This is a genomic window from Achromobacter sp. GW823-FHT04E03 (assembly GCF_058796095.1).
In genome coordinates this window covers 311,792-330,353 of record NZ_JBXAIJ010000003.1, presented here as the reverse complement: position 1 = coordinate 330,353, position 18,562 = coordinate 311,792, and the positions used below count along the sequence as shown (strand labels likewise).

19 protein-coding genes are annotated in these 18,562 nt (G+C 66.2%); 16 read left to right on the top strand and 3 right to left on the bottom strand.

Going from position 1 to position 18,562, the window contains the following annotated elements; genetic code table 11:
• Positions 1-6: 6 nt before the first annotated feature.
• The 12 genes from hisC (at position 7) to cysM (ending at position 11,647) form a co-directional block, all read left to right on the top strand.
• Entirely contained in the window at positions 7-1,128 is a 1,122-nt protein-coding gene (gene hisC / locus AC1RHV_RS21165) for a histidinol-phosphate transaminase (RefSeq protein ID WP_492301908.1), read from the top strand.
• On the top strand, positions 1,125-2,027 hold the full coding sequence (locus tag AC1RHV_RS21160; RefSeq protein ID WP_492301907.1) for a prephenate dehydrogenase: 903 nt from the start codon (positions 1,125-1,127) through the stop codon (positions 2,025-2,027). Before hisC ends, AC1RHV_RS21160 begins: the two co-directional genes overlap by 4 nt.
• A 5-nt stretch (positions 2,028-2,032) precedes the next feature.
• Positions 2,033-3,355, top strand: coding sequence for a 3-phosphoshikimate 1-carboxyvinyltransferase (aroA, locus tag AC1RHV_RS21155; RefSeq protein ID WP_175162847.1), 1,323 nt, complete (start codon positions 2,033-2,035; stop codon positions 3,353-3,355).
• 13 nt (positions 3,356-3,368) lie between these two features.
• Positions 3,369-4,058, top strand: a complete 690-nt coding sequence (gene cmk, locus AC1RHV_RS21150) for a (d)CMP kinase (protein ID WP_492301906.1) — start codon at positions 3,369-3,371, stop codon at positions 4,056-4,058.
• 197 nt (positions 4,059-4,255) lie between these two features.
• Positions 4,256-5,968 carry a 30S ribosomal protein S1 gene (rpsA, locus tag AC1RHV_RS21145; protein WP_026382780.1) on the top strand — a complete coding sequence of 571 codons (1,713 nt, stop codon included), beginning with the start codon at positions 4,256-4,258 and terminating at the stop codon, positions 5,966-5,968.
• A gap of 3 nt (positions 5,969-5,971) precedes the next feature.
• Entirely contained in the window at positions 5,972-6,331 is a 360-nt protein-coding gene (locus AC1RHV_RS21140) for an integration host factor subunit beta (protein WP_013392394.1), read from the top strand.
• Positions 6,332-6,470: 139 nt separating this feature from the next.
• Positions 6,471-6,785 (top strand): LapA family protein, encoded by a 315-nt coding sequence (locus AC1RHV_RS21135; protein WP_013392395.1) that lies wholly within the window; start codon positions 6,471-6,473, stop codon positions 6,783-6,785.
• Between the two features lie 58 nt (positions 6,786-6,843).
• Positions 6,844-8,058: a lipopolysaccharide assembly protein LapB gene (gene lapB / locus AC1RHV_RS21130; protein ID WP_054450896.1), complete on the top strand. Its 1,215-nt coding sequence runs from the start codon at positions 6,844-6,846 to the stop codon at positions 8,056-8,058.
• Complete coding sequence (gene rfaE1 / locus AC1RHV_RS21125) at positions 8,055-8,996, top strand: D-glycero-beta-D-manno-heptose-7-phosphate kinase (RefSeq protein WP_054450899.1); 942 nt, start codon at positions 8,055-8,057, stop codon at positions 8,994-8,996. The genes lapB and rfaE1 overlap by 4 nt, the downstream gene beginning before the upstream one ends.
• Positions 8,993-9,982, top strand: coding sequence for an ADP-glyceromanno-heptose 6-epimerase (gene rfaD, locus AC1RHV_RS21120; protein WP_054450903.1), 990 nt, complete (start codon positions 8,993-8,995; stop codon positions 9,980-9,982). The genes rfaE1 and rfaD overlap by 4 nt, the downstream gene beginning before the upstream one ends.
• A gap of 177 nt (positions 9,983-10,159) precedes the next feature.
• Entirely contained in the window at positions 10,160-10,654 is a 495-nt protein-coding gene (locus AC1RHV_RS21115) for a ComEA family DNA-binding protein (protein WP_054450906.1), read from the top strand.
• Between the two features lie 84 nt (positions 10,655-10,738).
• On the top strand, positions 10,739-11,647 hold the full coding sequence (cysM, locus tag AC1RHV_RS21110) for a cysteine synthase CysM (RefSeq protein WP_041655288.1): 909 nt from the start codon (positions 10,739-10,741) through the stop codon (positions 11,645-11,647).
• A gap of 104 nt (positions 11,648-11,751) precedes the next feature.
• Here cysM and AC1RHV_RS21105 read toward each other — a convergent pair whose 3' ends face one another.
• Together AC1RHV_RS21105 and AC1RHV_RS21100 are read right to left on the bottom strand one after the other, a co-directional pair.
• The gene (locus AC1RHV_RS21105) at positions 11,752-12,732 is read right to left on the bottom strand and encodes a Bug family tripartite tricarboxylate transporter substrate binding protein (protein ID WP_054450908.1); all 981 of its coding nucleotides are present in this window, start codon (positions 12,730-12,732) and stop codon (positions 11,752-11,754) included.
• A complete protein-coding gene (locus AC1RHV_RS21100) occupies positions 12,729-13,505 on the bottom strand; it encodes an IclR family transcriptional regulator (RefSeq protein ID WP_054450911.1) in 777 nt (258 codons plus the stop codon). Before AC1RHV_RS21100 ends, AC1RHV_RS21105 begins: the two co-directional genes overlap by 4 nt.
• Positions 13,506-13,572: 67 nt before the next feature.
• On the opposite strand from AC1RHV_RS21100, the gene AC1RHV_RS21095 reads away from it, so the two are divergent.
• Entirely contained in the window at positions 13,573-14,622 is a 1,050-nt protein-coding gene (locus AC1RHV_RS21095; protein WP_175162843.1) for a cyclase family protein, read from the top strand.
• Between the two features lie 42 nt (positions 14,623-14,664).
• On the opposite strand, the gene mltB is transcribed toward AC1RHV_RS21095, so the two are convergent.
• Entirely contained in the window at positions 14,665-15,819 is a 1,155-nt protein-coding gene (gene mltB, locus AC1RHV_RS21090; RefSeq protein WP_119450899.1) for a lytic murein transglycosylase B, read from the bottom strand.
• A 10-nt stretch (positions 15,820-15,829) separates the two neighbouring features.
• On the opposite strand from mltB, the gene AC1RHV_RS21085 reads away from it, so the two are divergent.
• The 3 genes from AC1RHV_RS21085 (at position 15,830) to AC1RHV_RS21075 (ending at position 18,506) form a co-directional block, all read left to right on the top strand.
• A complete protein-coding gene (locus AC1RHV_RS21085) occupies positions 15,830-16,753 on the top strand; it encodes a histone deacetylase family protein (RefSeq protein WP_082400679.1) in 924 nt (307 codons plus the stop codon).
• 71 nt (positions 16,754-16,824) lie between these two features.
• Positions 16,825-17,574 (top strand): electron transfer flavoprotein subunit beta/FixA family protein, encoded by a 750-nt coding sequence (locus AC1RHV_RS21080; protein ID WP_013392406.1) that lies wholly within the window; start codon positions 16,825-16,827, stop codon positions 17,572-17,574.
• A gap of 2 nt (positions 17,575-17,576) precedes the next feature.
• Complete coding sequence (locus tag AC1RHV_RS21075) at positions 17,577-18,506, top strand: electron transfer flavoprotein subunit alpha/FixB family protein (RefSeq protein WP_054450918.1); 930 nt, start codon at positions 17,577-17,579, stop codon at positions 18,504-18,506.
• The last annotated feature ends 56 nt before the right edge of the window (positions 18,507-18,562 follow it).

The window sequence follows — 18,562 nt, the reverse complement described above, 5'->3', positions numbered from 1 at the left end:
TCCGACATGACCACCGCATCCAAGCCCCTCGTTGCTCCGGCGCACGTCAGCGCCATCGCGCCTTACCAGGCCGGCAAGCCCATCGAAGAACTGGCCCGCGAATTCGGGCTGGACCCGGCCGGGATCGTCAAACTGGCGTCCAATGAAAACCCGCTGGGCATGCCCAAGTCGGCGCGCGAGGCGATGCTGGCCGCGGCCGAGTCGTTGGCGCGCTATCCCGATCCCAACGGCTTCGACCTGAAGTCGGCGCTGGCTGAACGCTACGGCGTGCCGATGAGCTGGGTCACGCTGGGCAACGGCTCCAACGACATCCTGGAAATCGCGGCGCTAGCGCTGCTGGAGCCGGGCGTTTCGGCGGTCTATGCGCAGCACTCGTTCGCGGTCTACCGCCTGGCCACCCAGGCGCGCGGCGCCCGCCACATCGTGGTGCCGGCCAAGGACTACGGGCATGACCTGGATGCGATGTTCGATGCCATCGCCGACGATACGCGGCTGCTGTTCATCGCCAACCCGAACAACCCCACCGGCACCTTCGTGCCGGGCGACCAGGTCGCGGCCTTCCTGGAGCGCGTCCACGCCGCCCACGGCGATCGCGTGACGGTGGTCCTGGACGAGGCCTACAACGAGTACCTCGATCCCGAGTTCCGCTTCGACAGCACCGCGCTGGTGCGCCGCTATCCCAACCTGATCGTGTCGCGCACCTTCTCCAAGGCCTACGGCCTGGCGGGGCTGCGCGTGGGCTTCGCGGTGGCGCAACCGGCCCTGACGGATCTGCTGAATCGCGTGCGCCAGCCGTTCAACGTCAATACGCTGGCGCAGGCCGCGGCCATCGCCGCGTTGCGCGACGCGGCCTACCTGGAAGAGGTCTACGCCTCCAACAAGGCGGGCAAGGCGCAGCTGTGCGCCGCGTTCGAGCGCCTGAAGCTGCGCTACGTGCCCAGCTACGGCAACTTCGTGCTGGTGCATGTGGGCGACGCCCCGCGCATCAACCTGGAGCTGCTCAAGCGCGGCGTGATCGTGCGCCCGGTTGCCGGCGACGGCTTGCCGGAGTGGCTGCGGGTGTCCATCGGACTGCCGCAGGAAAACGAGCGGTTCATCGAAGCCTTGAGCGCCATCCTGTCCGCATGAACGACGCGTCACCGAAATCCGATCAGGGGGCCGCTGGCCCCCTGATTCCTGTATTGGCCGTAGTAGGCGTGGGCCTGATCGGCGGATCCTTCGCCGCGGCCTTGCGCCGGGCGGGGCAGGTGGGCCGGGTGCTTGGGGTAGGGCGCAACGCGCAATCGCTGGCCCGCGCCGTTGAACTAGGGCTGATCGACGAAGCCGCTTCCGCAGAGGATGCCGCGGCGCGCGCCGATCTGATCCTGCTGGCGACGCCAGTGGGCGGGCTGGGCGACGTGCTGTCGCGCATGCGCGCGCATCTGCGCTCCGATACCGTGCTGACGGATGGGGGCAGTACCAAGGCCGAAGTGGTCGAGGCCGCACGCGCCGCCCTGGGCGACCGGATCGCGCAGTTCGTGCCTGGCCATCCCATCGCCGGCGCAGAGCGCACCGGACCGGAGGCGGCCGATGCCGACCTGTACCGCAAGCGCACCGTCATCCTGACGCCGCTGGCCGAGAATGGCGCGGCCTCGCTGGAGCTGGTGCGCCGGGCATGGCAGGCTTGCGGGGCGGACGTGATCGACATGGACGCCGACGCCCATGACCGCGTGCTGGCTTCGGTCAGCCATTTGCCGCATCTGCTATCGGCGGTGTACATGGAGCAAGTGGCCGAGGCCACCGATGCTTCCACGCGCCTGGCGCTGGCGGGCAGCGGTTTTCGCGACTTCACGCGCATCGCCGCGGGTTCGCCCGAGATGTGGCGCGACATTTTTCTGTCCAACCGCGACGCCATGCTGACCGAACTGGCCGACGTGCGCACGGTGCTGGATCGTGCCGAACGCGCCATTGCCGATGGCGATGGCGCGGCTTTGCTGACGCTGCTGGACACGGCGGCCCGCGCCCGCCGCAACTGGCGCAAGGAGTAGCTGACATGGGCGCTTTGCCTTATCTCGATCTGCCGCGCGTGCGGCAAGCGCGGGGCGTGATGGCCCTGCCGGGTTCCAAGAGCATTTCCAACCGCGTGCTGCTGCTGTCCGCCATCGCCGAGGGCAGCACCGTCATCACCGGTTTGCTGGATTCCGACGACACCCGCGTCATGCTCGGCGCCTTGCGCCAACTGGGCGTGCAGGTGTCGGAACTGGAGGCGGGCAGTGTCACGGTGCAGGGCGTGCGCCGCTTTCCGGTGGAAAGCGCCGACCTGTTCATGGGCAACGCCGGCACCGCGATCCGGCCGCTGACCGCGGCGCTGGCGCTCATGGGCGGCGATTACCGCCTGTCGGGCGTGCCGCGCATGCACGAGCGCCCCATTGGCGACCTGGTCGACGCGCTCAAGGGCTTGGGCGCCAGCATCGATTACCTGGGCCAGCCTGGCTATCCGCCCCTGCATATCGGCCGCGGCGACATCGCGGCGGACGCGGTCACGCGCGTGCAGGGTTCGGTGTCCAGCCAGTTCCTGACTGCCTTGCTGATGGCCGCGCCGCTGCAGGCGGGCCGCAGCGGCAAGCCGGTCACGATCGAAGTGCTGGGCGAGCTCATCTCCAAGCCGTACATCGAGATCACGTTGAACCTGATGGCGCGCTTCGGCGTGCAGGTGCGGCGCGACGGCTGGAGCCGTTTCGTCATCGACGGCGGGGCGGCCTATCGCAGCCCCGGGCAGATCGCGGTCGAAGGCGACGCCTCGACGGCTTCCTATTTCCTGGCGCTGGGCGCGATCGGCGGCGGGCCGCTGCGCGTGACCGGCGTGGGCGCGGACAGCATCCAGGGCGACGTCGCCTTTGCCGGCACGCTGGCCGACATGGGCGCCACCGTGACCTACGGTCCCGACTGGATCGAGGTGACGGGCGCGAGCGTCGCCCAGGGCGAACGCCTGAAAGCCTTCGACACCGATTTCAACCTGATCCCGGACGCCGCCATGACCGCGGCCGCCCTGGCGCTGTACGCCGACGGCCCGTGTCGCCTGCGCAACATCGGCAGTTGGCGCGTCAAGGAAACCGACCGCATCCACGCCATGCAGACCGAACTGGAAAAGCTGGGCGCGCAGGTGGAATCGGGGCCGGATTGGCTGCGCGTGACGCCGCCGGCGCAGGATGCCTGGCGCGATGCGCACATCGGCACCTGGGACGACCACCGCATGGCAATGTGCTTTTCGCTGGCGGCTTTCGGGCCGGCGGCCGTCCGTATTCTCGACCCGGGCTGCGTCAGCAAGACCTTCCCGGGTTACTTTGATGTTTACGCGGGCCTGGTAGCGGCCTAGCGAAGAATCGCCCATGACTTCGATTTCCCCTGCAACTTCCTCCACTGTCCCCGTCATCACCATCGACGGCCCCACCGCGTCCGGCAAGGGCACGGTGGCCCACCGCGTCGCCAAGGCCCTGGGCTGGGCCGTGCTCGACAGCGGCGCGCTCTATCGCCTGACCGCGCTGGCGGCGCTCAACCGCGGCTTGTCCCCCGAGGACGAGCCCGCCGTGGCGCGCGTGGCCGAAACCCTGGATGTGCGTTTCGAAGGGCCTCATGTCTACCTCGAGGGCGTGGATGTCGGCCACGATATCCGTCGCGAGGAAGTCGGCAACTTCGCCTCGCGCGTGGCCGCCTTCCCGGGCGTGCGCCAGGCGCTGCTCGAGCGCCAGCGCGCCTTCCGGCTGGCTCCAGGCCTGGTTGCGGACGGGCGCGACATGGGTACGGTGGTGTTTCCCGATGCGCCCCTGAAGGTGTTCCTGGTAGCCGATGTGGTCGCGCGGGCGCAGAGGCGCTGTAAGCAGTTGATCGAAAAGGGAATTTCTGCTAATCTTGATGACCTCCTACGGGATATGCGCGAGCGGGACGCCCGCGATATGGGGCGGACTACCGCTCCCTTGGCTCCCGCAGCGGATGCACACGTGCTGGATTCGTCTGATTTGACGGTTGCAGAAACGGTGCAGGCAATACTGGATTTCTGGAAGAACGCTGCCGCGGATTGAATTACCGGTCCCGGACTTTTCTCTCGAATCCTCCGCAGTTTTCTGTTTTTTTTATCGGCCCTGTTCAAGCCAGGCGCAGCCCCCACGGGACACCCCGCAAGGGTAAACCGGCAAGCAGGCATTTTGACTCCACTGTGGCGGGCAATCCGCTGCGGTGTGTTTTTAACGGCCATTTCGGCCCAATGGATTTCAACCCCATGTCTTCCGTTTCCACTACCGCCACCGGCGGCGAAAGCTTCGCCGACCTTTTCGCACAAAGCCTCAAGAGCCAGGACATGAAGTCCGGCGAGGTCATCAGCGCCGAAGTCGTGCGCGTCGACCACAACTTCGTCGTCGTCAACGCTGGCCTGAAGTCCGAAGCGCTGATCCCCCTGGAAGAGTTCCTGAACGACCAGGGCGAGCTCGAAGTGCAACCTGGCGATTTCGTCTCGGTGGCCATCGATTCCCTGGAAAACGGCTACGGCGACACCATCCTGTCGCGTGACCGCGCCAAGCGCCTGTCGGCCTGGCTGCAACTGGAAAAGGCCCTGGAAAACGGCGAACTGGTTACCGGCACCATCACCGGCAAGGTGAAGGGCGGCCTGACCGTCATGACCAACGGCATCCGCGCGTTCCTGCCGGGTTCGCTGGTGGACCTGCGTCCGGTCAAGGACACCACCCCGTACGAAGGCAAGACCCTCGAATTCAAGGTCATCAAGCTCGACCGCAAGCGCAACAACGTCGTTCTGTCGCGTCGCCAGGTGCTGGAAGCCAGCATGGGCGAAGAGCGCCAGAAGCTGCTCGAAACCCTGCACGAAGGTGCTGTGGTCAAGGGCGTGGTCAAGAACATCACCGACTACGGCGCGTTCGTGGACCTGGGCGGCATCGACGGCCTGCTGCACATCACCGACATGGCCTGGCGCCGTGTGCGTCACCCCTCCGAAGTCCTGCAAGTGGGTCAGGAAGTCGAAGCCAAGGTGCTCAAGTTCGACCAGGAAAAGAGCCGCGTCTCCCTGGGCGTCAAGCAGCTGGGCGAAGATCCGTGGGTGGGCCTGGCTCGCCGCTACCCGCAAGGCACCCGCCTGTTCGGCAAGGTCACCAACCTGACCGACTACGGCGCGTTCGTTGAAGTCGAAGCCGGCATCGAAGGCCTGGTGCACGTCTCCGAAATGGACTGGACCAACAAGAACGTCGATCCGCGCAAGGTCGTGACCCTGGGCGAAGAAGTCGAAGTCATGGTCCTGGAAATCGACGAAGACCGTCGTCGCATCTCGCTGGGCATGAAGCAGTGCCGCCAGAACCCGTGGGAAGAGTTCGCCACCAACTTCAAGCGTGGTGACAAGGTCCGCGGCGCCATCAAGTCGATCACCGACTTCGGCGTGTTCGTCGGCCTGCCCGGCGGCATCGATGGCCTGGTTCACCTGTCCGACCTGTCGTGGACGGAAACCGGCGAAGAAGCCGTGCGCAACTTCAAGAAGGGCGACGAGATCGAAGCCGTGGTTCTGGGCATCGATACCGACAAGGAGCGCATCTCGCTGGGCATCAAGCAGCTGGAAGGCGACCCCTTCAACAACTTCGTTGCCACGTTCGACAAGGGCGCCGTTGTTCCGGGCACCATCAAGTCGGTCGAAGCCAAGGGCGCTGTTGTCACGCTGTCCGTGGACGTTGAAGGCTACCTGCGCGCTTCCGAGATCTCCTCGGGCCGCGTTGAAGACGCCACCACCGTTCTGACCGCCGGCGAGAACATCGAAGCCATGATCGTCAACATCGACCGCAAGACGCGTTCGATCCAGCTGTCGATCAAGGCCCGCGACAACGCCGAAACCGCCGAAACGATCCAGCGCATGTCCGACGCCAGCGCTTCGTCCGGCACCACCAACCTCGGCGCGCTGCTGAAGGCCAAGCTGGACCAACAGCGCAACGACGGTTAATTCGTGACCAAGTCGGAGCTGATCGCCGCCTTGGCGGCCCGCTATCCTCAGCTGGCCGCCCGCGACACCGATTACGCGGTCAAGACCGTGCTCGACGCAATGACCCAGGCCCTGGCCTCGGGTCAGCGCATCGAGATCCGCGGTTTTGGCAGCTTCTCGCTGTCGCAGCGGTCTCCCCGCATCGGTCGCAATCCGAAATCCGGCGAACAGGTGCTGGTGCCTGGAAAACAGGTGCCGCACTTCAAGGCGGGCAAGGAATTGCGCGAGCGGGTGGACTTGGCCGGCGGCAATGACGAGGACGCTCAATCTTCTGGATCGAGTGAACCGATGCCGTCGATGGTGAGTCTGCACGCCATGCATTGACGGCACGGCAGTAAGGCCGCCTTCGGGCGGATCGGACCGAGAACCTAGCCCCTTGAGCAATCAAGGGGCTTTGTTTTTTGGCGCCAGGCGGGATCCGTCGCTTACAATTGATAGTCTTGAATTCTTTGGAGCATGCGCCATGCGCTACCTAGTCTGGGCCCTGCGATTGCTCGTGTTTGTTGCAGTATTGATGTTCGCGTTGAAAAACACGGATCCGGTCGCCGTGAAGTTCTACGCCGATTACGTGGTGCAGGACGTGCCCCTCATCGTTGTGATGCTGGTCGTGTTCGTCTTGGGCGCCTTGTTTGGCTTGTTGCTGACCGTGCCCGCCGCCATGCGCCGCCGCCGCGAAGCCATGCGCCTGCGCCGCGAGCTGGACCGTGTCCAGGCCGCCGTCGCCGGCACCACGCCCGCCGTGCCGCCGGAGGCCGTGGCCCCGATGTCGCCGCTGTGATGCCGTTGCGTCAGCACTGAATCCCTTTCCGCACTGAATTACCGCAAGAGCCCGCATAGTGGATTTTGAACCTTGGTGGTTGATTTTCGTGCCGGTATTGTTCGCGCTGGGCTGGCTGGCCGCGCGCTTCGATATCCGGCAAATGCTGCGGGAAACCCGCAGCCTGCCCGACTCCTATTTCCGCGGGCTGAACTTCCTGCTCAATGAAGAGCCGGACCGCGCCATCGACGCCTTCGTCGAGGTGGCCAAGCTGGACCCGGAAACCACCGAGCTGCACTTTGCGCTGGGCAGCCTGTTCCGCCGCCGGGGCGAAATGGAGCGCGCCATCCGCGTGCACCAGAGCCTCCTGAACCGTTCCGACCTGCCCGCCGCCGAACGCGAGCATGCGCAGCACGAGCTGGCGCAGGATTTCCTCAAGGCCGGCATGCTGGACCGCGCCGAAAACGGCTTCGAGCAGCTCAAGGACACCCGCTACGCCTTGCCCGCGCTGCGTTCGCTGATCCGCATCTACGAATCCGAGCACGATTGGCCGCGCGCCATCGAAGCCGTGAAGACGCTGCAGGGCCTGGTCGACGAGCCGGTGCCGCAGCTCGTGCACTATTACTGCGAACAGGCGCAAACCGCGCTGTCGGCCAAGCCCGCCGACATCGACGCGGCCCACAAGGCGCTGGATGCCGCCGACCATGCCTTGTCGACCATCGATCCGGCGTCGAGCAAAGGCGCCATGGTGCGCACCGCCATGCTGCGCGCCCGCCTGGCCCTGATCGAACAGGACCCGAAGCGCGAACGCCTGTACCTGGAGTCGATCATGACCGACGCTCCCGAGTACGCCGGCCTGGTGGCCGAGCAGGTCCTGGCGAACTACCGCGCCGCCAATCAGGAAGCGGCCGGGCTCGACGTGCTGCAGAAGCAGTATGCGCGCCACGCGTCGCTGGACCTGTTCAACGTGCTGTTCCGCGAACTGCGCGCCCAGCAGGGCTCCGCGCCGTCATGGGCATTTGCCCGCAATGCCTTGCGCAGCCATCCGTCGCTGCTGGGGCTGGACCGTCTGCTGGAGGCCGAGCTGGCCAATCCGGAAAGCGGCGCCGAGCAGGCGCCAGTGCCGGGCGCCGACCTGACGTTGTTGCGCAGCCTGATCCACAAGCATACGCAGCGGCTGGACCGCTACGCATGCCGCAGTTGCGGTTTTCAGGCGCGTCGCTTTTACTGGCAATGTCCCGGCTGCAACGCCTGGGAAACCTACGCGCCGCGCCGCTTGGAAGAACTTGAATGAATGCATTTCCCGCCGAAGCCATTTCGCATAGCCGCGTCCTCGTGGTGGGCGATGTGATGCTGGACCGGTACTGGTTCGGCGAAGTCGAACGCATTTCGCCCGAAGCGCCGGTGCCCGTGGTACGCGTGGCGCGCCGCGAAGACCGCCTGGGCGGCGCGGCCAACGTCGCGCGCAACGTGGCGGCCCTGGGCGGCCATGTGACCTTGGTCGGCGTGCTGGGCGAAGACGAGGCGGGCGACAGCGTCCGGCGCTTGTCCGCCGAAGCCGGCATACAGGCCGAGCTGGTCGCCGATCCGTCCTTGCACACGACCTTGAAGATGCGCGTGCTGGGCCGCCAGCAGCAGTTGCTGCGCGTGGACTTCGAACAGCATCCGGCACAGGCCGCGCTGGACAACGTCGATGCCGCTTTCGCGCGCCATCTGGCCAACCACGACATCGTCGTGCTGTCCGACTATGCCAAGGGCGTGCTGGCGCGGGTCGAATCGCTGATCGCGCTGGCCCGCAACGCCGGCGTGCCGGTGCTGGTGGACCCGAAGGGCCACGATTACACCCGTTACCGCGGGGCGACGCTCGTCACCCCCAACCGCTCGGAAATGCAGGAGGCCGTGGGCCGCTGGAGTTCCGAGGCCGAACTCACCGATCGCGCGCAGCGCCTGCGCGCCGACCTGGATCTGGAAGCCTTGCTCGTGACCCGTTCCGAGCAGGGCATGACTTTGTTTACCGACGCGGGACGCGACCACATCGACGCGCAGGCGCACGAAGTGTTCGACGTGTCCGGCGCAGGCGACACCGTGCTGGCGACGCTGGCCGTGTCGCGCGCCATCGATCTGCCGTGGGTCGACGCGATGGGCTGGGCCAACAAGGCCGGCGGCATCGCCGTGGGCAAGCTTGGCACGTCCATCGTCACCGCCGCGGAATTGGCAGGAGAACTCTCATGATCGTCGTTACCGGAGCCGCGGGCTTCATAGGCAGCAACCTGGTGCGCGGGCTCAACCGCCGCGGCATCAAGGACATCATCGCGGTCGATGACCTGACCGAAGGCGACAAGTTCGTCAACCTGGTCGATTGCCAGATCGCGGACTACATGGACAAGGACGACTTCCGCCGCCGCGTCCTCGACGGCAGCCTGCGGGAAGTGCGTGCCGTGCTGCACCAGGGCGCGTGCTCGGACACGACCGAGCGCAACGGCCGCTACATGCTCGACAACAACTACCGCGTCACGCTGGAGCTGTTCGAGTTCTGCCAGGAGCGCCGCATTCCGTTCCTGTACGCCTCGTCGGCGGCGGTCTACGGCGGTTCCTCGATCTACGTGGAAGACCCCGCCAACGAAGGCCCGCTGAACGTCTACGGCTATTCCAAGCTGCTGTTCGATCAGGTCCTGCGCCAGCGCATGGACAGCCTGACCGCACAGGTGGTGGGCCTGCGCTACTTCAACGTCTACGGTCCGCACGAACAGCACAAGGGCCGCATGGCTTCGGTGGCGTTCCACAACATGAACCAGTTCCTGGAGCATGGGCACGTGCGCCTGTTCGCGGGCTGGGACGGCTACGTGGATGGCGGCCAGAGCCGCGACTTCATTTCCGTCGAAGACGTGGTCGCGGTCAACCTGCATTTCCTGGACCACCCCGAGCAGTCGGGCATTTTCAACTGCGGCACGGGCCGCGCGCAGCCCTTCAACGATGTGGCGGCCGGCGTGGTCAATGCGCTGCGCGCGGAGCGCGGCGAAGCCGAGCTGACGCTGGCGCAACTGGTGGAACTGGATCTGATCCGCTACATCCCGTTCCCGGACGACCTGAAAGGGCGCTATCAGAGCTACACGCAGGCCGATGTCACGCGCCTGCGCGCAGCGGGATTCCAGGCGCCGATGCGCGATGTGCGGACCGGCGTCACCGAGTACGTGCGTTACTGGCGCGCCCGCAAGTAGGTCTGCGCCACTGCGCCGGGTCTGCAAGAAAAGCCACCGTTCGCGGTGGCTTTTTTTCGCCTGGCGGTTTGCCGGGGCGGATGTTTCCATTCACTGCGCCGCCGTGGCGGGGCGCGCCGCCCGCATGATCTGAGCGTGGCGTGACAGCCGTTGCGCCAGACTCCTGGGAGACCCTCCATGAATCCATTCCTTCAATCCGCCGCTGCCCACCCGGCCCCTTTTGCCAGATGGCGCAGGGCGCGCGCCACCCTTGCTTCCGGCGCCCGGCCGCGCCCTTTGCGGCAGGCCTTGGGCGCGCTGCTGGTAACGGCGGGCCTGGGCCTGGCCGCGCCGCAGGCGCACGCGGTGGACCTCAACCAGGCCAATGCCCAGCAGCTCGAAGGCGTCCGGGGCATCGGCCCGCGCATGGCGGAAATCATCATCAAGGAGCGCGAACGGGGCGGCAAGTTCGAATCCTTGAACGACCTGGCTGAACGCGTGCGCGGCATCGGCCCGAAGAAGGCGCAGGCCCTGCAAGAGGCCGGCCTGCAGGTGGCAGGGACGGGCCCTCAGGCCGGGCAGGGCGATACGGCGGCCAAGCCGGCGCAGGGCAAGCCGGCTGCGGGCAAGGCCGAAGCCAAATCCGAAGCGAAACCGGCGGCGTCCCAGCCCGCGGCCCGCGCCCGGCCCTGAGCGCGTCGCGCGCCGCGCGGGTAGCCCTGGCGGGAGCGCGGCTTTTGGCGGCGCGCGCCGCCAGGCGGGGTTATCATCGTCCGCATGACTACTACCTATCCCACTATCGAGCAAACCGTCGGCAATACGCCGCTGGTGCGCCTGCAGCGCATTCCCGGGGCCGCGGGCGCCGCCCGGGGCAATGTCATCCTGGCCAAGCTGGAGGGCAACAACCCCGCCGGCTCCGTGAAGGACCGTCCGGCCCTGTCGATGATCGCCCGCGCGGAAGAGCGCGGCGACATCAAGCCGGGCGACACCCTCATCGAGGCGACCAGCGGCAATACCGGCATCGCGCTGGCCATGGCTGCCGCCATGCGCGGCTACCGCATGATCCTGATCATGCCGGACAACCTGTCGGTGGAACGCCGCGCGGCCATGACGGCCTACGGCGCCGAGCTGATCCTGACGCCCGCGGACAAGGGCGGCATGGAATACGCCCGCGACCTGGCGTCGGCCATGCAGGCGGACGGCCGCGGTCTGGTGCTGGACCAGTTCGCCAACCCCGACAACCCCCGCGCCCACATCGAAACCACCGGGCCGGAAATCTGGAACCAGACCGAAGGGCGCGTTACTCACTTCGTGAGCGCCATGGGCACCACCGGCACCATCATGGGCGTGTCGACCTACCTGAAGTCGCGCAACCCGGCGGTGCAGGTGGTGGGCGCGCAGCCCGCCGAAGGATCGTCGATCCCGGGCATTCGCAAGTGGCCCGAAGCCTACCTGCCCAAGATCTTCGATCGCAGCCGGGTGGACGCCTATGAATCCATCGAGCAGGCCGAGGCCGAACAGATGGCGCGCCGGCTGGCGGCGGAAGAAGGCATCTTCGGCGGAATTTCATCGGCGGGCGCGCTGGTTGCCGCCCTGCGCGTGGCCGAACGCGTCAACGACGCTACCATCGTGTTCATCGTTTGCGACCGCGGCGACCGCTACCTGTCCACGGGCGTCTTCAACTGAACGCCTGACCGCCGTCGGGCAGAACAGAACCGCCATGCCGGGTTTGCCGGGCATGGCGGTTTTTCATTGGTCGGGCGCGGCGTGCGCCCGTGTTTCTTGCGCACTTATTCGGGCTGGATGCCGGCGTCCTGCATCACCTTGATCCAACGCTCGCTCTCCGCCAGGTTGAAGGCTTCGGCTTCCTGGTAGCTCATGGTGCTGGGCAGCGTGCCTTGCGACTTCAGCGCTTCAACCACCTTGGGCGATTGCGAGGCTTCGATCATGACCTTGTTCAGCTTGGCGATGATGGGCTGCGGCGTGTCTTTGGGCGCCCACATGCCGTACCAGGTGACGATGTCGAAGCCGGGCAGGACGCTTTCCGCGATGGTCGGCACGTCGGGCAGTTCGGCCAGGCGGGTCTTGGTCGTCACGGCGATCGGGCGGATCTTGCCGCTCTGGATCAGCGGGAGAGCCGGCGCCAGCGGCGCGTACATCAGGTCCACGTGGCCGCCCGCGACGTCGGTCAGGGCCGGGCTGCTGCCGCGGTAGCCGACATGGGTGATCTTGGCCTTGGTGGAGGTATTGATCAGTTCGCCCGCCAGGTGCGGCAAGGTGGCCACGCCGGGGGATGCGAAGGTCAGCGAACCGGGCTGGGCCTGGCCCTGCTTGATCAGTTCGCCGAAGGTCTTGAACTTCGAGTTGGGCGGGACGACGGCCACCATCGGCACCGTGCCCAGCACGCCCACCATCTTGAAGTCCTTGATCGGGTCAAAGCTCAGATTCTTGAACTGGGCCGGATAGATGCCCTGCACCGACGGGTTCATCAGCAAGGTGTAGCCATCCGCCGGCGCCTTGGCGACCTGGGCCGTGCCGATGGTGCCGCTGGCCCCCGCGCGGGTTTCGATCACCAGCGGCTGACCCAGGATCTCGCCCATCTGGACCGCGATCAGGCGGCCGACCACGTCCGTCGGTCCTCCTGCCGCCCAAGGCATGATCACGCGGATGGGCTTGTCCGGATAGTCCGCCTGCGCGTAGGCGGTTGCTGCCGGCACGGCCGCCGTGGCGATCGCCGAGCAGGCCGCGGCGAGGAAGGTGCGTTTGTTCATCTACTGTCTACTCCTACAAAGGTGAGATTGGCCGAGGGCAGCGCTGCTTGCAGCATCGCCTTGACCTCGGCCAGCTGTTTCCCCGTGGTGGCTTCGTTCTTCAGCATCCGGCTCAGCGGGCCGGCCACCACGATGGCAAAGGGTTGTTCGTATGCGCGGAATCCGAGCGAAATGGACATCACGTCCTCGACGTTCTCGCCCACCGAGCGCTGCCAGCCGCGCGCCATGCCCGCCTCCAGGTCGCGGTCGAAGGCTTCCCGGCTGGTGAGCGTGCTGTCCGTGTAGGCGGCAAAGCCGCTGTAGGCCTTGAACCACTTCTGCCGTTCTTCCTGCGACAGCACCGATAGCAGCGCCTTGCCGGAGCTGGTGGCGTGCACCGCCTTGAAGCCGCCCGGCTGATGCGAGAAGCGGATGGTCTGCTTGGACTCGGCGACGATCAGGTACACGACCTTGTCGTCGGCCAGCTTGGCCAGCAAGGCCGTCTCGCCCGTCAGGTCCCGCACCCGGGCCAGCACCGGCTCGATCACCGCGTTCAGCGGGTCGCTATGGCAGATCAGGGTGGCCACGTGTATCAGTTTCTGGGTCGGGTAATAGCCGTGCTTCTTGCCGATTTCGTAGAGATAGCCGCGCGCCACCATGGTCTTCAGCAGCCCATGGCAGCTCGACAGCGGAATCCCCATCTGGGCAGCGATCTCGCTGTACAGCAGGGGCTTCTGCTCCTCCGCAAAGAGGTTCAGCACATCCAGCACTCGGCCAGCAGTTTTCACATCCATGATGTTAGTATCCTATACGTGATAAATTTATGTCAAACAGCATTCAATCGACCAGGAGTTGCAACGCATGAGATGGAAGAACCGTCCTGAGGGATCGAACTGGGGAGATTTCGGGCCTGACGACCAGCGAGGTTGCCTGAATTACATCACCCCCGCGAACGTGCTGAGCGGCATGCGGGAAGTGCGCGAAGGCCTGAGCTTCTGCCTGTCGCTGCCGCTGGATTACCCGGGCGGCAACGGCGTGAACGTGCGGCGCCACCCGCCCAAGCTGCGGCCTACCGAGAGGGACGGCGACCAGTACCTGAATTTCCCGCTGGGACGCCTGCGTCCCGGCTGCGTCGACGTGCTCAGCGACGACATCGTCGAAATGAGCTTGCAGTATTCGACGCAATGGGATTCGCTGGCCCACGTGGGCGCGCTGTTCGACGCCAATGGCGACGGCCTGCCCGAGCGCGTCTACTACAACGGCTACCGGCCCAACGAGCACGTGGTGGGTCCGGTGGACTACGACGTGGGCAATGGCTATGCCAAGACCGATCTGGGCCAGGGGCCGGCCTCCAACGCCAAGAAGCTGGACATCACCCAGCTGGCCGAATCGTGCCTGCAGACGCGCGGCGTGATGGTCGATCTGGCGCGCCACTACGGACGGGAGCAGAAGTCGGTCGGCTATGACGAGCTGATGCGCATCCTGGACGCGGACCGGATCGAGATCGAGCAGGGCGATATCGTGCTGTTCCATACGGAATTCGGCGACGCCCTGCTGGAAAAGAACCGCGAGCCGGATCCCCATACGCTGCACGAGATCTGCGCCGGCCTGGACGGCAGCGACGAGAAGCTGCTGCAGTGGATCACCGACTCGAAGGTGGCGGCCATGGCCTCGGACAACCACGCCTTGGAAATCTATCCCACGCAGAAGCCCAATGCCTGCTGCGCGGCGCTGCCTCTGCACCATCACTGCATCTTCAAGCTGGGCCTGCCGATAGGCGAGATGTGGTACCTGGGGGCGCTGGCGCGCTGGCTGACGGCCAACGGCCGCAGCCGCTTCCTGCTGACGGCGCCGCCGCTGAACCTGCCTGGCGCCGTGGGTTCGCCCGTGACGCCGGTGGCGACGGTGTAAAGCGCAGGACCCGCGGCGCCTGGCGCCGCGGTCCTGGGGGCTTCAGCGGCCCACGCGCGCTTCGATCTCGCTTGCCAGATCCGCTACCGAGGTCGCGTAGAAGTAGCTGCGGTTGTACTTGGTGAGCGCGAAGAAGTTGGGCGTGCCGACGCGATATTGCGCCGTGCCTCGGGCCTCCTCGACCAGGTCGACCACGCCCAGCGGCTGGCTGCCCCAGCCCGAGGCCGATGCGCCTGGCTGCAGGCGGGCGCCGGCGGCGGTGAGCGTGCCCCAGCTTTGCTTGGGTTCCAGTCCGCCGTCGACGAGCGCGGTGGGATCGGCAGGCAGCACCACGGGTGCGAACACCGGCAGGCCGCGCTGCCAGCCGTGCTGCGACAGGAAGCTGCCCACGGACATGATGGCGTCGCGGGTGTTGTTGCTCAGGTCGATATGGCCGTTGTCGTCGCCGTCCACCGCGTAATGCATGACGCTGGTGGGCATGAACTGCGGCATGCCGATGGCGCCGGCGTACGAGCCGCGGGTTTCCAGGTCCAGCTTGTCTTTCATGACCAGGGTCAGGAAGTCGGCAAGCTGGCCGCGGAACATGGTGGCGCGTTCGGGCTTGGCGGGGTCCGGGTAGTCGAAGGCCAGCGTCGTCAGCGCATCCAGCACGCGGAAATTGCCCATATTGCGGCCGTACAGCGTTTCCACGCCGATGATCGAGGCAATCACCGGCGCCGGAACGCCGAAGCGCTGCGCCGCCTGGTTGAGCAGGTCGCGGTTCTCGTTGTAGAACTCCACGCCCCAGCCGATGCGCTTGGGTTCGACGAAGCGCGAGCGGTAGGTCAGCCAGCTGCGCCAGATCTTCTTGCCCGGGGGCGACGGCGCGATCAGGCGCGCGACGGTGGCGTTGTAGCGCGAACCGGCCAGCGCGGCGACCATGGGGTCCAGCGGCAGTTGGCGCTCGGTGGCCAGGTTTTCCACGAAAGTGCGGACTTCAGGCCGCAACGTGCCATTGGCGGCCAGCGCGGCGGGGGCGTCGTCCGCCAGTTCGGATCCAGGTGTCGGCGCGCTGGGTCCGATGCGGATGGGGGCCGGGGTTGATTCGGCGGCCGGCTGGCCGGCGACGGTGTTGGGTGCAGAGGGGGCGGTGGTGGAGCAGCCCGCCAGCAGGGCGGAGAGCGTTCCGAGTTGCAGTAATCGCCGACAGATGAACATAATCTTCCTTATGGAGACCATGTATCTTACCCACCCGGCATGCCGCCTGCATGAAATGGGCAGTTGGCATCCCGAAAGCCCCCAGAGGCTGGACGCCATTTCAGACCAGTTGCTTGCCAGCGGCTTGATGCCTTACCTGGACGACCGCCAGGCGCCGCAGGCATCCCGCCATGACATATTGCGGGTGCACACTGTCCAGTATCTGAACAGTTTGCGTGAACATACGCCGGAGCAAGGGTATTTCCCTATCGATCCGGATACGCTGATGAATCCCCATACCTACGAAGCCGCCCTGTACGCGGCCGGGGCAGGGGTGGCCGCGGTGGACGCGGTGATGGGCGGAGAGGCCCGCACGGCCTTCTGCGCGGTGAGGCCCCCGGGGCATCACGCCTGCCGTTCCCAGGCCATGGGATTCTGCTTTCTGAACAACGTCGCTATTGCGGCGCAGCATGCGCTGGACTTCCACGGCCTCTCCCGCGTGGCCATCGTCGATTTCGACGTGCACCACGGCAACGGCACCGAAGACATCTTCGCCGGCAACGACCGGGTGCTGATGTGCAGCTTCTTCCAGCATCCGTTCTTTCCCAATAGCGGCGCCGAGAGTCCCGCTTCGAACATGCTGAACGTGCCCGTGGCCGCGTACACCGGCGGGGCGGCGGTCAGGACCATCGTCACCGATACCTGGCTGCCGGCGCTGGAAGCGCACCGGCCCGAACTGATCCTGGTATCGGCCGGTTTCGACGCGCATCGCGAGGACGACATGGGCCAGATGGGCCTGGTCGAGGCGGATTACGCCTGGATAACAGAACAGCTCGTGGAGGTGGCCGAGCGCCACTGTCAGGGGCGCATCGTCAGCACGCTGGAAGGCGGTTACAACTTGTCCGCCTTGGGCCGCAGCGTGGTCGCCCATATACGAGCGCTGGCGAAGCTGTAGAATCGAGAAAAAATTGTGCAATGCGATCCCGGCGCATGCCGGGTAATTATTTTCCATTTGGAGGCAGCGGGATGAAGGTTTTGGTACCTGTCAAACGCGTCGTTGACTACAACGTCAAGGTGCGCGTCAAGTCTGATCAAACCGGCGTGGATATCGCCAATGTGAAGATGTCCATGAACCCCTTTGACGAGATCGCCGTCGAGGAAGCGACCCGCCTGAAGGAGAAGGGTGCTGTCGCCGAGGTCGTGGCGGTTTCTTGCGGCGTTGCGCAATGCCAGGAAACGCTGCGCACGGCCATGGCCATCGGCGCCGACCGCGGCGTGCTGGTCCAGACCGATGCCGAACTCCAGCCGCTGGCCGTGGCCAAGCTGTTGAAGGCGCTGGTCGACAAGGAACAGCCGCAGCTGGTGATCCTGGGCAAGCAAGCCATCGACGACGATGCAAACCAGACCGGCCAGATGCTGGCCGCGCTGCTGGACTGGCCGCAAGCCACGTTCGCCAGCAAGGTCGAGCTGGCCGATGGCAAGGTCACGGTCACGCGCGAAGTCGACGGCGGCCTGGAAACGCTGACGTTGAAGCTGCCCGCCATCGTCACCACCGACCTGCGCCTGAACGAGCCGCGCTACGTCACGCTGCCCAACATCATGAAGGCCAAGAAGAAGCAGCTGGACACCGTCACGCCTGAAGAGCTGGGTGTGGACGCCGCGCCGCGCCTGAAGACGCTGAAGGTCAGCGAGCCGCCCGCCCGCAAGGCCGGCATCAAGGTGGCCGATGTCGCGGCCCTGGTGGACAAACTCAAGAACGAAGCGAAGGTGGTCTGAACATGACGACGCTGGTTATTGCCGAACACGATAACGCCCAGCTCAAGGGCGCAACCCTGAACGCCGTCGCCGCCGCCGCCAAGATCGGAGGCGACGTGCACGTGCTGGTCGCCGGCGCCAATGCGCGCGCCGTGGCCGACCAGGCCGCCGCCGCCGCCGGCGTGGCCAAGGTCCTGCTGGCCGACGCGCCGCAACTGGCCGACGGCCTGGCCGAGAACGTCGCCGCCCAGGTGCTGGCCGTGGCCTCGGGCTACAGCCACATCCTGTTCCCCGCGACCGCCTCGGGCAAGAACGTGGCACCCCGCGTGGCTGCCAAGCTGGACGTGGCGCAGATCTCCGACATCATCGGCGTGGAATCGGCCGACACCTTCCAACGCCCGATCTACGCCGGCAACGCCATTGCCACGGTGCAGTCGGCCGATGCCGTCAAGGTCATCACCGTGCGCACCACCGGCTTTGACGCCGTGGCCGCGCAGGGCGGTTCGGGTGCGGTGGAAGAAGTCGCCGCCGTGGCCGATTCGGGCCTGTCCACCTTCGTGGGCCGTGAAGTCGCCAAGAGCGACCGTCCGGAACTGGCTGGCGCGCGCGTCGTCGTCTCCGGCGGCCGTGGTCTGGGCAGCGCCGAAAACTTCAAGATCCTGGATCCGCTGGCCGACAAGCTGGGCGCGGCGCTCGGCGCCTCGCGTGCCGCGGTCGACGCCGGCTACGCGCCTAACGACTGGCAAGTCGGTCAGACCGGCAAGATCGTTGCCCCGCAACTGTACGTCGCGGTTGGTATCTCGGGCGCCATTCAGCATCTGGCCGGCATGAAGGATTCGAAGGTCATCGTGGCCATCAACAAGGATCCGGAAGCGCCGATCTTCGGCGTGGCCGATTATGGCCTGGTGGGGGATCTGTTCCAGGTCGTGCCCGAACTGACCGGCGCGCTGTAAGCCACAACGCGCAGCCGTATCGAAGGCCCGCCAGCTTCGCGCTGGTGGGCTTTTTT

Excerpts from the sequence above, each read along its gene's own strand:
- hisC (WP_492301908.1), top strand. The coding sequence starts at position 7 with ATGACCACCGCATCCAAGCCCCTCGTTGCTCCGGCGCACGTCAGCGCC.
- AC1RHV_RS21160 (WP_492301907.1), top strand. The coding sequence starts at position 1,125 with ATGAACGACGCGTCACCGAAATCCGATCAGGGGGCCGCTGGCCCCCTG.
- aroA (WP_175162847.1), top strand. The coding sequence starts at position 2,033 with ATGGGCGCTTTGCCTTATCTCGATCTGCCGCGCGTGCGGCAAGCGCGG.
- cmk (WP_492301906.1), top strand. The coding sequence starts at position 3,369 with ATGACTTCGATTTCCCCTGCAACTTCCTCCACTGTCCCCGTCATCACC.
- rpsA (WP_026382780.1), top strand. The coding sequence starts at position 4,256 with ATGTCTTCCGTTTCCACTACCGCCACCGGCGGCGAAAGCTTCGCCGAC.
- AC1RHV_RS21135 (WP_013392395.1), top strand. The coding sequence starts at position 6,471 with ATGCGCTACCTAGTCTGGGCCCTGCGATTGCTCGTGTTTGTTGCAGTA.
- rfaE1 (WP_054450899.1), top strand. The coding sequence starts at position 8,055 with ATGAATGCATTTCCCGCCGAAGCCATTTCGCATAGCCGCGTCCTCGTG.
- rfaD (WP_054450903.1), top strand. The coding sequence starts at position 8,993 with ATGATCGTCGTTACCGGAGCCGCGGGCTTCATAGGCAGCAACCTGGTG.
- AC1RHV_RS21115 (WP_054450906.1), top strand. The coding sequence starts at position 10,160 with ATGAATCCATTCCTTCAATCCGCCGCTGCCCACCCGGCCCCTTTTGCC.
- cysM (WP_041655288.1), top strand. The coding sequence starts at position 10,739 with ATGACTACTACCTATCCCACTATCGAGCAAACCGTCGGCAATACGCCG.
- AC1RHV_RS21105 (WP_054450908.1), bottom strand. The coding sequence starts at position 12,732 with ATGAACAAACGCACCTTCCTCGCCGCGGCCTGCTCGGCGATCGCCACG.
- AC1RHV_RS21100 (WP_054450911.1), bottom strand. The coding sequence starts at position 13,505 with ATGGATGTGAAAACTGCTGGCCGAGTGCTGGATGTGCTGAACCTCTTT.
- AC1RHV_RS21095 (WP_175162843.1), top strand. The coding sequence starts at position 13,573 with ATGAGATGGAAGAACCGTCCTGAGGGATCGAACTGGGGAGATTTCGGG.
- mltB (WP_119450899.1), bottom strand. The coding sequence starts at position 15,819 with ATGTTCATCTGTCGGCGATTACTGCAACTCGGAACGCTCTCCGCCCTG.
- AC1RHV_RS21085 (WP_082400679.1), top strand. The coding sequence starts at position 15,830 with ATGGAGACCATGTATCTTACCCACCCGGCATGCCGCCTGCATGAAATG.
- AC1RHV_RS21080 (WP_013392406.1), top strand. The coding sequence starts at position 16,825 with ATGAAGGTTTTGGTACCTGTCAAACGCGTCGTTGACTACAACGTCAAG.
- AC1RHV_RS21075 (WP_054450918.1), top strand. The coding sequence starts at position 17,577 with ATGACGACGCTGGTTATTGCCGAACACGATAACGCCCAGCTCAAGGGC.